This is a genomic window from Paenibacillus sp. S28, from assembly GCF_016624415.1.
Classification (GTDB): domain Bacteria; phylum Bacillota; class Bacilli; order Paenibacillales; family Paenibacillaceae; genus Paenibacillus_AQ; species Paenibacillus_AQ favisporus.
In genome coordinates, this window is the sequence record NZ_JACVTM010000009.1 from 159,995 (window position 1) to 175,330 (window position 15,336).

Annotated in this window: 14 protein-coding genes; 4 read left to right on the top strand and 10 right to left on the bottom strand. The window is 52.2% G+C overall.

Annotated features, from left to right (window positions below):
- Positions 1-282, top strand: coding sequence for a cytochrome aa3 quinol oxidase subunit IV (gene qoxD / locus IAE55_RS21565; RefSeq protein WP_094599503.1), 282 nt, complete (start codon positions 1-3; stop codon positions 280-282).
- 178 nt (positions 283-460) lie between these two features.
- Positions 461-1,579 carry an acyltransferase gene (locus IAE55_RS21570; RefSeq protein WP_186382072.1) on the top strand — a complete coding sequence of 373 codons (1,119 nt, stop codon included), beginning with the start codon at positions 461-463 and terminating at the stop codon, positions 1,577-1,579.
- A 439-nt stretch (positions 1,580-2,018) separates the two neighbouring features.
- Here IAE55_RS21570 and IAE55_RS21575 read toward each other — a convergent pair whose 3' ends face one another.
- The 6 genes from IAE55_RS21575 to IAE55_RS21600 all read right to left on the bottom strand — a co-directional run bounded on the left by IAE55_RS21575 (position 2,019) and on the right by IAE55_RS21600 (position 8,022).
- Positions 2,019-2,273, bottom strand: a complete 255-nt coding sequence (locus IAE55_RS21575; RefSeq protein ID WP_181153054.1) for a hypothetical protein — start codon at positions 2,271-2,273, stop codon at positions 2,019-2,021.
- Between the two features lie 540 nt (positions 2,274-2,813).
- Positions 2,814-3,986: a response regulator gene (locus IAE55_RS21580; RefSeq protein WP_200633859.1), complete on the bottom strand. Its 1,173-nt coding sequence runs from the start codon at positions 3,984-3,986 to the stop codon at positions 2,814-2,816.
- Between the two features lie 624 nt (positions 3,987-4,610).
- Positions 4,611-5,126: a mismatch-specific DNA-glycosylase gene (locus IAE55_RS21585; RefSeq protein WP_105445019.1), complete on the bottom strand. Its 516-nt coding sequence runs from the start codon at positions 5,124-5,126 to the stop codon at positions 4,611-4,613.
- Between the two features lie 24 nt (positions 5,127-5,150).
- Entirely contained in the window at positions 5,151-6,005 is an 855-nt protein-coding gene (locus IAE55_RS21590) for a MurR/RpiR family transcriptional regulator (RefSeq protein ID WP_089550357.1), read from the bottom strand.
- 184 nt (positions 6,006-6,189) lie between these two features.
- Positions 6,190-7,035 carry an NAD-dependent epimerase/dehydratase family protein gene (locus IAE55_RS21595; protein WP_105445018.1) on the bottom strand — a complete coding sequence of 282 codons (846 nt, stop codon included), beginning with the start codon at positions 7,033-7,035 and terminating at the stop codon, positions 6,190-6,192.
- Between the two features lie 45 nt (positions 7,036-7,080).
- Positions 7,081-8,022, bottom strand: a complete 942-nt coding sequence (locus tag IAE55_RS21600) for an NAD-dependent epimerase/dehydratase family protein (RefSeq protein WP_200633860.1) — start codon at positions 8,020-8,022, stop codon at positions 7,081-7,083.
- A gap of 170 nt (positions 8,023-8,192) precedes the next feature.
- Between IAE55_RS21600 and IAE55_RS21605 the strand changes: the two genes are divergently transcribed.
- A complete protein-coding gene (locus IAE55_RS21605) occupies positions 8,193-9,032 on the top strand; it encodes a helix-turn-helix transcriptional regulator (RefSeq protein ID WP_200633861.1) in 840 nt (279 codons plus the stop codon).
- Positions 9,033-9,136: 104 nt separating this feature from the next.
- Here the strand turns inward: IAE55_RS21605 and IAE55_RS21610 are convergent, their stop codons facing one another.
- Positions 9,137-10,480, bottom strand: coding sequence for a hemolysin family protein (locus tag IAE55_RS21610; RefSeq protein ID WP_200633862.1), 1,344 nt, complete (start codon positions 10,478-10,480; stop codon positions 9,137-9,139).
- Positions 10,481-11,131: 651 nt separating this feature from the next.
- The gene (locus IAE55_RS21615) at positions 11,132-13,378 is read right to left on the bottom strand and encodes an ATP-binding cassette domain-containing protein (protein WP_200633906.1); all 2,247 of its coding nucleotides are present in this window, start codon (positions 13,376-13,378) and stop codon (positions 11,132-11,134) included.
- 93 nt (positions 13,379-13,471) lie between these two features.
- Here IAE55_RS21615 and IAE55_RS21620 point away from each other — a divergent pair, with 93 nt between their 5' ends.
- Entirely contained in the window at positions 13,472-14,488 is a 1,017-nt protein-coding gene (locus tag IAE55_RS21620; protein WP_200633863.1) for a helix-turn-helix transcriptional regulator, read from the top strand.
- Between the two features lie 117 nt (positions 14,489-14,605).
- Here IAE55_RS21620 and IAE55_RS21625 read toward each other — a convergent pair whose 3' ends face one another.
- Entirely contained in the window at positions 14,606-15,055 is a 450-nt protein-coding gene (locus tag IAE55_RS21625) for a VOC family protein (RefSeq protein WP_200633864.1), read from the bottom strand.
- Positions 15,056-15,075: 20 nt separating this feature from the next.
- The gene (locus tag IAE55_RS34135) at positions 15,076-15,210 is read right to left on the bottom strand and encodes a hypothetical protein (RefSeq protein WP_260866989.1); all 135 of its coding nucleotides are present in this window, start codon (positions 15,208-15,210) and stop codon (positions 15,076-15,078) included.
- Between the last annotated feature and the right edge of the window lie 126 nt (positions 15,211-15,336).

Here is a 15,336-nt window from a genome sequence, read left to right on the forward strand (position 1 = left end):
ATGGCACGTTTATTTCCAATACGGCACGTGATCGGATACATCTTCTCGCTGATCCTTTCAGTGGTTGGACTGGGCGTTGTATTCTGGGATTTCAACCCGACCGCCGGACTCTGGATCCTGATCGTGTGTGCGCTCATCCAGGCGTCGCTGCAGCTCGTGCTGTTCATGCACATCGGCGAGACCGACAACAAAAAGACGCTGTACTTCAACATTGCGTATGCGTTGTTCGTCGGACTGGTTACGATCTTCGGCACGCTCTTCACGATGCTGTGGGGATGGTAAGAAGCTGAGCTTGAGCTCAGATATATCAAAGGCTTTTCTGATCCTAAGGGTCAGGAAAGCCTTTTTTTGTAGGATTATTTTTCTGGTAAAAAGGAATGTTTTTATGCAAAATCGAATCTAACCATTGGCTCGTCAAATGTTGCACTACGAAAACGTTCCAATGGAGGCGAACAAAGTATTGGCCCAAAAACAGAGGATCACCTATTTGGATCTCTTGCGCGGCATTGCCATTTTGGCTGTAGTCACCATCCATGTGACATCCTATCCGGTAGCCTTTCTGTCCATGGATTCCACCGTGTACCCGCTCTATTTTATCCTGAATGCGGCTTCTCAATTTGCCGTACCGGCGTTTCTGTTTTTGAGCTCGCTCGTCCTGTTCTACCGCTATGACGGCGGCGTTCAGGGCAACTGGCTTCTTTTTTATTGGAAACGTTTAAAGCGGATTCTGCTGCCTTACTTGTTCTGGTCCGTGTATTACTCCACTTATCTGTCGTATATCCAGCATATTTCATTCTCAGACGGTCTCCGCAAGTTTCTTAAAGGCTTGCCGCTTGGCGGCAGCTATGACCATTTGTATTTCATGATCATCATCGCCCAGTTTTATGTGCTGTTTCCTCTCCTATCACTGTTGTTTCAAAAGATAGGGCAGGCCCGGCGGCATCCCATACTCGTGGGGGCCCTGCTGCAAATCGCCTTCTATCTGCTGAATTATTATGTACTCCATATGCATAAAACCGGGACCTTCGTGATGACCTACGTCGTTTATTTCTTTTTGGGTGCTTACATGGCCGAACGGTTAAAGGGGGTGTCTTCTGATGAAACGCCGAAATGGAACTACCGGTGGACGGCGCTGTTTCTGGGATCCGCAATGCTCTTTATCGTGCAAAAATGGCTGCAGCTGGCTAGCCCCCATTGGATTCGCCAGCCTTTTCTATCCAACATCAACTTTATAACGGATTACGCCTACTGCAGCATGGCGTGTGTATTTTTGGTGCTGTTCGTTCGAGTCCTGGAAGGGAAACCTCGACTTCAAAAAGTACTGTTTTCCCTCGGATCCTGCGCCTTCGGCATTTACTTTATTCATCCCTACTTTTTGATCTTGTGGCGGCATTTTGTCATGACGAGCGGCCCGATCGCCTATCACCTGCTCACCTGGGCAGGCGGAGCTGCTGCGCTGGCCGCCTCCTGGCTGATCACTTGGCTCCTCATGCTTACGCCGCTCGGCGTCTATCTTGTCGGGGAATCCAAATGGAAGACCCGGAACAAACGCGGCGCGTCTCAGAGCGGAACGATGTGAGCTTGGGAATTAAGCTGCACAGCCAGTTTGCCCAGAAAGAGCAGGAAGGCCGTGAAGATCAGTATCGATAAGATCAAGACCAATGTCGAACTCAAGTTCACTAAAGAACTGCAACATCTGTAAGCCCGCTGCGCAAACGGCTCATTCCTCCGATCGCTGTTGCCAGCCCATGTTTTGAATTAACCACTCTGAGGTTAACATGGGCTGACAAAGGCGACCACTCCGTTTCTCCGGAATCGATCCGTCCGCTCCGCTGGATTCACGGATGAAAAAAGCAGCCTGCCGTTTATGCGGCAGGCTGCTTGCTTATCTACTTTTGAAAAATACGATTCGCTTCATTCTACAACTGCTTTTGGGCTGCTCGTTTCTTCTTGAACCCGAACAGAGCTGCGCCAGCCGCAATCATGATGCCTGCCCATAGTTTGATCTTAATCGGTGGTCACCCGCTTTTCTTCCCGGATTTCTCTTCCCAGACCATCCCTGCAAATAAGACGCGTTTCGGTTCCGGTGTAAGCGTGCAGCTCTCCCAGTGGTCCATTTTCACAAGCCCCCGCCGAACGAGCGCAAAAACGGTATTGGTCGTACAATACCACTCCGGCTTCGATAGGTTCCGGGAGTCGTCCGGCTCCCTCTCATAAGTCCAATACCCGCCATGCTTCCAGCGTTGCAGCCGCCCGCCATGTTGTTGCGCCATACTTAGCGCTTCCATTTGTTTGTCGGATAGTTTCATATGATCACCACATAACCTTTTATTTGTCTTCTCGCCGCAGAGACGGCGGATCAGGCATTAATATACTGATACCCAACATACCCCCATTAAACCATAACGGACTGGATAAATTCTGAATATGGATAAAAAACGGACCTTTAACACATTTAGGCTTTTCTAAAAAACAAACGGATGCTTATTCCAGCACCCGCTTTCTTCTTCATTCCCATGCTATATTCAGATAAAGTTCATTTCTACTTTGTATAATACAAGCATATACTTCATATCGTGGAACCCGAGATTTGGGACCGATATGTCAGAGATAAAGATATTTGAGGAGGATCCATGGAAGTTACGCGCATTCTCAAGGAAACGTTGCTCAAATATAGTACAATGTCCGACGCAGAAATCAAGGAGATTCTCATAAAAGAACAAGTATTATACAAGACCGTAGACATAGCTTCCAAAAAACAAGAGCCCGCAAAGCATTTCCCTTAACAGCGGAAATTCACGTTTAAACTCTCTTCATTGGACGTCTGCTTCTTCCTTCTCATGCACGCGTTCCTTCTCCCACTCCTCGAACCAGGCTGAGATCTCTTTACTGGGAGCCATATCGTAGTCTTCCAAGAAAACCGATGTCATCTGCTGGTACAGCCGGCGGACTCCGACCCGTTGATTGAGGAAGGCATACAGCTTCATTAATCCTTCGTACCCCTCTTCCCTGTAAGGCATTTTTCGGATCATTTCCTGATACAATCCGATAGCTTCCGCATGCTGTTCGAGACCAGCACAGCATTCGGCGATTCTCTTCGCATGTTCAAACCAGAGCAGCCGGGTCCGCTCCTGTTCGGGCTCTGCCCACCCGTACCCGTGTTCATCCAGAAAATCCCCAGGGTACTTATCCATGATGGCGATATGCTCCGGAAGGTTTTCAGGCGCCACTGGCGGGGCACTGCGCAGATCTTTTTCCCATTCCTCGATATCCAGTGTCACATTTCCGAATTCAAGCCGGTACCCTTCATCCTGAAACTTGATATGTAGATCCATGCCGCTCGTTTTAATCGTTTTCCTAATTTGATAGATGGCCGTGTGGAGTTGGGTTGTCGCTCTCTTCAGGTTAAAATCCGGCCATAACAGGTCGATCAGGGTTTGCTTGCTTACGGTTTTATTCCGGTAATAGATCAGGTACGCAAACAACTCCGGTGCTTTGAGGGTTCTCCAGGAAAAAGAATGGAGCTTACCGTCCGCGGATCGAAAGTGCAGGTTTTTCAGGCAGCAAAGCATCATATGGTTTGCGGATCGGCCCTCTTCCGTAGGGGCACCCGCCGGCGGTGAGGAAGCCACCCGTTTCATCGTGACAGCCAGTCTATCGGGATGAATCGGTTTGAGTAAATAGTCCAGTGCGTTAATCTCAAAAGCTTTTATAGCAAACTCCTGATAGGCCGTTACAAACACAACCTCCAGACCGGGATACATGGCGAGCAAGCGATCAGCCAGCTCAAACCCCGTCATTTCCGGCATGTCGATATCCAGGAAGGCAAGGTCTGGGGAGTCCTCCGCCGCTGCATCCAGCGCTTGAAGAGGGCTTTGGAAGGCTCGGACAGTCAGCGGCTCCAGATTTACGCCTTCCAGCGACTGCAGGAGCCGTTCCATTTTCTTCAGAGCGAGATATTCGTCATCAACAAGAATAATCTTCAAGGTCTATGCGTTCTCCTTTCAGGCCATTTCGAACATGTCGTCTTCTAATGATGCGATTATGTGCTGGAGTCAGATCATGTACGACAATACCGCAAGCAGCCCCGCAAAAAAGCTTCATCACAGAGCTGCTCCACGATTACCCAATTCGAGAGTATCATTAATTCGGCATCGATTCAATTCGTTTAGTAAATTAGTGAATTTAAGTACGGAGGACAAACGACCTTTAACTGTAAAACGCGATATTGATCAATTTTATAATTAAAGCAATGACGACAAGAAATGACGAGGTATACGCGAGTTGGTTCAGTTTTTGATCTTCTGCGGACTGCCGGCGCCTCTTTTTCGGACGAAGCTTTCTTTTGGCGTCATTCCTTTTGGTGAGTCTCCTTGTGGTGAGGTTCCTTTTGGACATATTGGAAATCCTCCATTATCTGAGGTGTCACGCTGTAAAGGCAGTGCCGGCTGTCTTCACGCTCAGCACCTTATTCTACTTATATGTAGATGAAAGGACAATGGGAACTATCTGTGTCATCTCTTGTTCACTTGTCTCGTTACCCGCAGGTTTTGAACGCAAAAAAGCAGGGCTTCTACTGAGCTTCGCCTGCTTCGATGGGGCGGTGCAAGTCAGGATCCCTGCTTCTCTATAAACTCCGCCAGCTGGCGGTAAATTCCGACGATCTCCTCCATCGGCATCCGTACGAGTCCGCTTGAGCTGGGGGCCACAAACTCATGAATTTCCGGGATGACGGGGTCCGGCTGAAATCCCCAATCCACCTTGGAGCGCCGGCTGTATTCCCTGTACACGCCTTTGCCGACAAAACAGGCGATCCGCGGCAGATACTGCCGCAGTTTTCTCCGGAGAATCTCCCTTCCCTCCGCGTACTCCTGCCGCTCGATATCGTCCACGCCCCGGGTCGGTCTTGCCACAATATTCGTGAAACCGTAACCGAGCTTCAGAAGGTCCTGGTCCTCCGAAGCATCGTACAGCCTCGGCGTCAGCCCCGAGCGGTGCAAAATACGGTAAAAATTGTTCCGCGGGTTAGCGTAATGGTGCCCGGTTTCTCCGGACTGCAGGCTGGGATTAAAGCCGATAAACAGGATGGACAAGCCATCATCGAGATGATCTGGTACCTCGGGCATCCTCATCCCCTCCTTTATTTCCGGTTAGTACAATTTATCCGATGTCGCTTTGGCCGTGATCTCCCGGTACTTCAGCGCTTCATCCTTCATTCGCAAAGATACGGCGACGTTCAGCATGTCGATGACGGCCAGCTGGGACATTTTCGCCGACAAAGAGCTTCCCTGAAGCGGATTCTCCCGGCCTACCATAATCAGCACGATGTCCGCCACCTTCGTAATCGGGGAACGGGCGTTGCTCGTAATCGCAATAATGCGGGCACCCGCCTTTTTCGCCAAATTCAAATTGTCGATCGTATCCTTGGTGCTGCCGGAGATGGACAAGCCTACGGCTACGTCGCTGCTCGTCATAAGCGAAGCGCCCATCGCCTGAAAATGGGTATCCGCGACCGCCGTACTCCGCTTGCCGATCCGGGCAAAGCTGTGAGCGCCCTGCATCGCCGTCAGGCCCGAGGACCCCACTCCAAAAAAGTGGATGGACGATGCGCTTAGCAGGCACTCAATCGCCTTGCTCAGCTGCTCCCCATTGATCAACTCGCGCGTCTGGTCGAGGGTCTGGATGTGCGTACCGATAATTTTCTGGCTGAGCGTGACCGCGTCGTCATCCTCGGAAATCTCTTTATGAATATGGTCCGTCGGCTTCACCAGATCCTGCGCCAAAGACAGCTTGAAGTCCTGAAAGCCTTGAAACTTCAGCTTGCGGCAGAAGCGGAGCACCGTCGTTTCCCCAACATCCGCCTTCTCGGCGAGCTCTGTCACCGATTCATAGATAATATCCTGGGCATGCTCCAAAATGTACTGGGCTACCTTCTGCTCGGTTTTCGTCAGTCCGTTCAGATGGCTGCGGATGCTCAGCAGGGTCTTTCCCATTTCCTGCACCATGGACACTTGTATCTTCCCCTTCCTCTTTTAAGCCGGTTCGCGGTTATTAACCTGCACTCATTTTAGGAGATAAATTCCCAAATCATAAATAATGGAGGTTAATTTCTCCAACAACAATACAATTTTATTGTATAGGCAAAAAAAGAGGATTGCAAGCCGAAGGGATGGGGAAGCGGGGCATGCACTAAAGGGCCCCTTCATTCAGCGCACGGTACAGCGAAGGGTAATTGGGCCTAAACCCCAACTGCTCACGGATTTTGGTTGTATCAACAAGCTGCAGCCAGGAAGGATCCACAGTTCGGCTGACCGCATCCGCCGGCATCGTCTCGTTGTGTATGCTCAAGACTTCCGCCGCCGAGACCGGCTGGTCATCCGCCACATTAAAAATTTGCCCCTTCGCCCGGGACGATTTGATCCCCAACATGACGGCCTGCGCCACATCCGCATGATGCACCAAATGAATCCGCTGGGCCGGATGCCAGTTCCGGAACCACCGCATCCCCTCCTCCAGGTGAGGATCCCCGTCTCCATAGACAAAGGCCAGACGGAGTATGCACAGTCCCAGCCCCCGGCTGCGGTGAAGCTGCAACAATTCGCGTTCGGCAGCGGCTTTGGTGAGCGGATAAGGACCTGCGGGATCAGGAAGATCCGTTTCATTAAAATACCTTTCGTCCGTCCCGGGGCCGTACACCAAGTTGGTACTCGCATAAATGAAGCGCGGAACACCTGCAGCCAGTGCCGCATCGGCCAAAGCGATCGTCCCCTCCATATTCACGGCACGGGATACCTCGGGGGCAACTCCGCGGAATGCAGCCGCGAGATGGATAATGGCATCTTTGTGCGTAACAGCCTCCCTTAACGTTTGCCGTTGCAGCAGATCGCCGGTTATGATTTCAGCGCCTCGCCGCTGAAGGTCCCGGGCAAGCTCCGGATTACGGACCAGTACACTGACGGAATAGCCTTGATCCAACAGCCGCGGCACTAGGCGGCTCCCAACGCGGCCAGTTGCTCCCGTTATCAAAATTTTCATGTCATGACTCCTTTGCGTCGATATAATATAGATACATCTATGGGATTAAAAAGGGTTACCATCCCTTAACCAAGCAGCATATTCGGCAATCGCAAGATCCAGGGTATATCGGGGCTGCCATCCCAGCTCCTCATAAATCCGGGAAATGTCCATGGCAGGATACTGCGGTCCGTCTCCCTTCCCGGGGCGCAGCTCCAGTCTCGCGTCCGGTACGACCCTCAGAATGGCTTCGACCATCTGTTTATGGGTCGTTACCTGCCCGGTTCCGATGTTGTAGACGGAATGGGCCAGAGACGGGGCCGTCTGCAGCCGGGCCAACGCCTCAGCCGTGTCCGTGACATAGGCCACGTCTATGCCTTCTTCTTCGTAGGGGAGCAGTCCTCCCCGCAAATAAGACGACAATGGTAAGCCATTAACGGCCGCGTGAACGGCCTGGGCAGGCAGGAAGTACAGTCCGCGGGCCAGCGGGCCGAAGGCGGAAAAGCGGGCGCTGACCACCTCTAGTCCGGCTTGCCGGGAATAAAAATCGCCTATCGTCTCCGTCACTTTCTTGTAAGCCGTCATCGGATAGGGAGCCTGTACCGGCAAAGCGTCGTCCTCCCGCCACAGCGGCATCTCCACTCCCGCGTAGACCGCGATTGAACTGGCAAGGACGACACGTCTCACCTCTAACCGGCTGCCGCACTCCAGAACATGGAGCAGGCTTTGCACGGTTTGCTGCGTCCCCTCTGCGGGCGGCACGTTCATACGGGGAGACGCCAGATGCATAAGCCCGGTGACCGCGTGCTTTTTTCCTACCCCCAGCAGGGATTCTGCTTGAAGCACGTCAACCGTTTCGATAAACAGCCTTTTGTTCAAATAGGGGACAAGAAAAGACGGCAGACGATCCTCGCGATAACGGGTAATGATAACGTCTTCGCCGAGATCAAGGAGGGCGCGGGCCGCATGGAGGCCGATGAACCCCATCCCTCCGGTAATCATGATCATATGCTTGATTCCTCCTTACAGTCGTAACGCCGCCGGGCCCTATCCCGGATCGATACATCCAGCTAAGCATCCGGAAGGTCGTTCTCCAACATTATGAATCATTCAAAAAAGCGCTGCCCTCCTGTGCGTAACGTACCATTGGCAGTGTCAGGATAAGGAGGTTTTGCTGCATGAATGAAGCATCGGCCGGATTCACATTGGGCGCGTTTTTGCGCGCACGCCGGGAGCAGCTGCATCCATCGGATGTGGGCCTGCCCTCGCTGGGCAGACGCCGGACCCCCGGACTACGCCGTGAAGAAGTGGCTCAGCTCGCGCATATCGGTATATCATGGTATACCGCTCTCGAGCAGGGCAGGCAGACAAATCCGTCCAACCAGGTGCTGGACAGCCTGGCCCGGGCATTAAAGCTGAATGAATATGAGCGGGAGTATCTGCATCGACTTGTCAAAGCGCAGGATTCCGCGGGAACGAATGAAGCACAGCTCCTTCCTGCCGGGCTGGAGAGAATGGTCCGGTCTCTAGACCCGAATCCGGCGCTGGTCATAGACCGAAAATGGGATCTGCTCGTATGGAACCGCGCCGCCGAGCTCGTATTCCATCTGCCCGTGTTCACGGACCATACCGCCAGGCCAAACTGGCTGATACGGTTCCTGACTGAATCCACCCGGCGCATGAGCGAAGCGGAGCGGGACGAGAAGGTGCAGGTCATGATTGCAAGGTTCCGGGCGGATTGTGCCCGCTACCCGGGAGATCTCGATGTGCAGGCGCTTATTCAGGAGCTGCTGGAAACGAGTGAACCGTTCCGGTTCTACTGGGGCCGCCAGGACATCAGCCAGGCATCGGATTGTTACAAACGGTGGGAGGTTGCCGGGATCGGCCTGCTGGAATTCGAGTATATCAACCTCCAGCCTTCGGGTAGTCCGGATTTGCAGCTGATGGTGTATACGGCAAGTCCGGCCGCGTATGAGCGGCTGGGGGAGATGGTGCGAGAAGTGTATGAGGGTTATTAGAGCAACAAAGGGCCTCCGGCTGTCCCGAAAGGCCCTCTTACGTTTGTCTTCGTCACTCCCAAGCTCACCACTCACCACTGTATAGAGCTCCTAAACTCAAACCGTTAGTCCTCCCCTGCTTCCGGCAGCTCCGGCTCGGGTTCGTGCTTAACGACCTCGATCTCCCGGATCATCGGTCCTTCCATGCGCCGAATGGCAAATTCGCAGTCGTCCTGCCGGATGACATCCCCTTCGGCAAGATCGAACTTTTGCGACAGCAGCCAGCCGCCGATCGTGTACACTTCGTCCCCCGCCGGGATATTGGTCCCCAGCTTTTTGTTCACGTCATGGATGAGGGCTTGCGGCTGAAAGCGGTAGCGGTTGTCCTCCAGCTTCGTGATCAGCAGAGATCCCGCAGGCTGCGGGCCGCCGGAACCCGAAGGAATATCTCCCACAATCTCCTCCAGAATATCCTCCATCGTGACCAGACCCGACGTGCCTCCGTACTCGTCCATCAGCACCGCCATATTGATGCCAGCCTTCTGCATTTGGGCCAGCAGATCTCTCGCCTGAACGGTTTCTATCACCTGCAGAACCGGACGGATAAAAGGCGTAATCTTCTCGTCTTCGCTGGTTACGCGCCGGACGACTTGATGCAGCATTTCCTTGACGTGGATAATCCCGGTTACGCGGTCCTTATCGCCATCTACCGCAACCGGCAGGTAATTGAACGTTTTGCTCTCGATGACATCCAGGACATCCCGGACCGTCGCATTATGGGAGACGTAACGGATGGAAGTCCGCGGCACCATGATTTCCCGTGCGTCCCGCTCGTCGAAATCAAAGACGTTGTTGAGGTAGCGGTACTCGGTCGGCGTAATTTCGCCGCTGCGATACCCTTCGGTGAGCGCAAAACGGAGCTCAGCTTCGCTTAATGCAGCGTCTTCCTCCGATATGGGCTTAACCCCGAAGATGCCGGTAATGACGCGCGAGGAACGGCTCAAAATCCAGTTGAAGGGATACGTGATTTTGTAAAAAATAATCAGCGGACGGGCGAAAAACAATGCCATCGGTTCAGCGATCTGGATCGCAAAGCTTTTCGGCACGAGTTCCCCGATCACAACCTCAAAGTAGGTCAGGATCAAAAAGGCGATAATGAACGACACGATGCTCTCCACCGACTCGGGCGTATGCATGAGCTCAAACAGCGGATGGATCATTCGCTCCACGGTGGATTCCCCCAACCAGCCGAGAGCCATCGAGGTCAGCGTCGTTCCGAGCTGGCAGGCGGACAGAAACTCGTCCAGGCGGGAAATGATATGTTTGACCGCGCGGGCATTTTTATTGCCTTCGGTCACCAATTGGTTAATGCGGGACACTCTGACCCGGATCACCGAATATTCGGAGGCGACGAAGAACGCGGTTAATGCGATGAGCAGAACAACGAATATGATTTTCACAATTTCCACAGCATTTCCTTATCCTGCGCCTTGGGCGGGCGGTGAGCGGCCAGGATAAGGAGCACCTCCTTTATGTTCAACGGATGAATAATCTCTTGGAATGTATATACCCAATTTTGAGGGGGAACGCATGGACTTAGGATGGACGATGCGGGGATGAAGGTACCCGGACTTCGACTTTTGGCGTGTGGGAGGAACGGGCATGGACTTCAGCCGCTTTGAATTCGGCTCGGATAGACCTGAGATGTGGAGATGCCTGAACTTCGACTTTTGGCGCGCGGGAGGAACGGGCATTGGGCTTCAGCCACTGTTGAATTCGGTTCGAGTAGAACCGAGATGTGGAAATGCCTGGACTTCAACTTTTAGCGCGTGGGAGGAACGGGCATTGGGCTTCAGCCGCTGTTGAATTCGTGTTGTTTGGGATTTTATTGGGTGGTCACAACACGAATTCAAAGGCGGCACGTAAACTTTACGCCTCAATCCCCTTTTCCTCCGGGTGCAACTGTTACAGAAGAAACAGATCTAAAAGATAAATAACCTATCGACTAGGAAGCCCGGCCAAAAAAATCCCGACAATTCGTAGAATCATCGGGATCCCCATACACCGTAAATTTTCTCCGGTACATTTGAAACAAACGTCCTTTGAACCAAACATCCTCGCTAAAGCCCTAAATACCTTCCGCTGATCGAGGCGCTGCAATCGATGCTATCCTTCGGTATGCCTTCAAACATCACTTGGCCGCCTTCTTCTCCGGCCCCAGGGCCGAGGTCGATCATCCAGTCAGCCTGACGGATCACCTGCAAATTGTGCTCGATCACGATCAAGGTGCTGCCCCGCTCCACGAGGCGGTTCATGAGGCCGATCAGGAGCTCGACATCAGACATATGCAGTCCGGTGGTCGGCTCGTCCAGGACATACAGGGTCCCTTCTCCCTCCAGCTCCGCGGCCAGCTTGGCCCGCTGCAATTCGCCCCCTGATAACGTACTCAGAGGTTGTCCTAAGGTCAAATAACCGAGGCCAACTTCCTTTAATCGTTTGAGCGGCGTCTCAATTTCTTTTTCATGAAACACGTTGAGCGCATCCTCCACGGTCATGGCCAGAACGTCGCTGATGCTTTTCCCGCGGAACCGATAGGACAGTACCTGTTCTGTATAACGCTTTCCTTCGCATGCTTCGCAGATGCTGGAGACCGTATCCATAAAGGCGAGATCGGTAGTTATGATCCCCAAGCCCTTGCAGTGGGGACAAGCCCCTTCGGAGTTGAAGCTGAACAGCGAAGCGTTAACGCGGTTTTCCTTGGCGAACAAAGTTCGGATCGTGTCGAAGATGTCCGTATAGGTGGCCAGATTGGACCGGTTGGAGGCGTGGATCGCGCCTTGGTCAATGAAAATCGCCTCGGGGTAGTACCTCGGAAGAACCTGACGGATCAGCGTGCTTTTTCCGGATCCCGCTACTCCGGTAACAACGGTCATCACGCCGGCCGGAATTCGAACGTTAATATCTTTGAGATTATTCATCGTAGCATGCTCGATGGCGAGCCAACCGCCAGGCTTCCTGACCTCCCTTTTGAAGTCGAGGTTACGGTTTAAGTACCCAGCAGTTAATGTCGAGGATGAGAGCAGCTCATGATAGCTCCCCTGAAATACGACCTCTCCACCGTGGGTTCCGGCACGCGGCCCCATTTCAACAATATAGTCAGCAATCTGGATCACATCCGGATCATGCTCGACAATCAGAACGGTGTTGCCTTTATCCCGCAGCTGCTTAAGCAATCGGTTGATGGTGTTGACATCATGCGGATGAAGTCCAATGCTGGGCTCGTCAAAAATATACAGCAAATCGGATAGGCTGCTGCCGAGCTGACGCACCATCTTGATCCGCTGCGATTCACCGCCCGACAGGCTGGGCGTTTCGCGATTCATGCTTAAATAGCCAAGGCCTACCGCCAGCAAATTGCCAAGGCGCTTGACGATTTCGTCCGTCACCGTCTGTACTTCAGGCTCGCGGATGGAACGTATAAACCTGATAAGCTCACTAACCTGCATCCCCGCACAATCGGCAATGCTTTTTCCGTTAATTTTACAGGACAACACGCGCGGATTCAGACGGCCGCCGCGGCATGAAGCGCACAGCTTCTCGCTCACGATGCGGTCGATCGCTTCCTGATATCTTTTAGCATCTCTCGACTCCTTATATAAATAAGTACGTTTAATGCGCGGAATGACCCCTTCATAGAGTGACGTCGGTGGCCACCCCTCCGTTGGATTAGGCGGCTTGAACCCGCTTTTATGGAGCAGCGTATCCATCTCCTCATCTGTATAATCCTTCAGCTTTTTGTCGTTATCGAACAGGCCGGTGCACACGTACCTTTTCCACCTGACGTCGCCGGGCATGAAGGTCGGGAACAGAATAGCCCCCTCGTTAAGCGATTTTTCCCTATCGATCAACCGGTCGACGTTGATGTCTTTCGCTTTCCCCAAGCCTTCGCATTCCGGGCACATGCCCTGAGGGTTGTTAAAGGAAAACACGTCGGAATATCCGACGAAAGGAGTGCCGATCCGGGAAAACAACAACCGCAGCAGCGCATAAATATCCGTGACCGTGCCGACGGTAGATCTCGCATTCCCGCCGATCCTTTTTTGATTCATGACGATCACCGCCGGTAAATGCTCAATGGCATCCACCTCCGGTTGACCATAATGAGGGAGCCGGTTGCGGATGAAGCTGGAGTACGATTCGTTGAATTGCCGCTGCGACTCCGCTGCGATCGTATCGAAAACAAGCGCCGATTTGCCGGAGCCGGATACGCCTACAAATACCGTAATCTGCTTTTTGGGGATCGTCACATGAACTCCCTTCAGATTTTTTTCTCTTCCGCCGACGACGCGAATGTCATCTTCTTTGATCATGTGGATTCCTCCTCTTGCGATTTGTATAAAATAGTATATGCTAAAACCATGCCAGAAACTGTCATGGTTAAGTCAAGAGGAGGAGCATTTGTGAGCAAAGCCAAATTACTGTTTGATTTAATCCTGTATGTCAATGCCAAACGAAGTTTTACCGCACAGGATGTCGCGAATGATTTTGGCATTTCTGTCCGAACGGCGCACCGCTATCTTACGGATATTGCCGATATGGGCGTCCCGCTTTATACGGAACCAGGAAGAAGCGGTGGTTACCGGGTACTCCCCAACCGGACACTGCCGCCGATCATGTTTAATGAGGAAGAAGCGTTTGCTATCTTTTTTGCTTTTCAGGCATTGAAGTACTATCAATCGCTTCCTTTTGATATTCATATCGATTCCGTCTCCCGCAAGCTGTACGCAAGCCTGCCTGACGATACGAAAAGAAAAATAGACGGCCTGGATTCGGTAATCACCTTCTGGAATCAAAAAAGGACCGTCCCGTCTCCATTTCTAAAGGAAATCATCGAGGCGGCCGCCGCGCACCGGCTGCTTAAAATCGAATATGTGTCGAAGCTGGAAAATACAGTGAGGGAAGTGGCTCCGATCGGTATTTACGCCAGCGAGGGCTTCTGGTACATGCCTGCGTTCGATCAGGCTCATGGCGAAATCCGGCTGTTTCGTACAGACCGGATCGTGTCCATGGAGCAAACGGAGCAAGCGTTTGAGCCACAGATGGAACTTCCGGACTGGCTCAACCGCAGCACGGCACTGACGCCGGAATCGCCCGTCCGTTTATATGTAGAGCTGACCCGTGAAGGCCTGAGACAGTGCCGCAGCCAGCCATGGCTGGAGCCTTATATCGTGGAGGTTAGCCCGGATGAAGGTTACATTGAAAGTGTCATCGATCAGCGCGAGCTGGAATTCGTGACCGGCTACTTTTTTCAACTGGGTACTGCCGTTAAAGTCATTGAGCCGCGCGAGCTTGTAGACGGGATTCGTGAGCAGGCGCGATGCATGAGGCGATTTCAATCGAATAGGGAGGAGGCTGCAGCTCCGTGTGTACGGACGCAGATTTCGCGCCGCAGAAAAGGCTTTGTCAAGGTAAGCTGATACGGACCGAACCAAAAAAACTCCCCATACGGAGAGTTTCTTAATAAAGCAGTGGTTTGTTCATTATAGCTGCTGCTAAACACCGCCCTGACAAATCCATTGACACCTGGCTAGCAGTTATTTATACATCTCCCGAATCCGCTTGGCCTGCTCCTCGGGGGTCAAATCTTCAGCATGGGTGGCAATCCACCAGATGTTTCCGAAGGGGTCCTTAACCCCGCCGTACCTCTCACCGGCATGCTTCATATCGGCCGGAACCATCACCGATACGGCTCCATTCCGAATGGCCCGCTCATAGACACTGTCACAGTCGGCAACATACACGTACAGCGAAGCTGGAAAAGCACCAAAATCTGCATTGGGCTCACCGGCCATAATAACGGAATCCCCGAGTGCAATCTCAGCATGCATCACAGATCCATCCGGTCTGTCGAGTTTATACTTTAGTTTTCCATTGAACACCGTTTCTATGAATTCAACCAAACGCTGCACCTGTTCCACCATTAAATAGGGATTTACTGTTTTCATTCCTTCGGGTTGATGATTCGTTGTATTCATCGACGCCATGAATGAAGCCCCCTCCTTAGTTATAAAGTCGCTGTTCCGAGCATATCCCGGTAATATAACTGCGATTGCTTCAGGTCCGAGACAAGCCTGACTTGAATCGTTTTCCCCAATAGCTTCTGCGGTTCTGTCTGCATACCCATCGTTTGTTGGTCCATGGTTACACATCCCCTTGTGATCATTGTAAGGGCAATATCTTAATGGAAAATACACCCACCCCTAGATTAGCGAATATACGTTCTGCTGTAAACTATATTTATTCAAAAAAAGCCTGCACAGCAGTT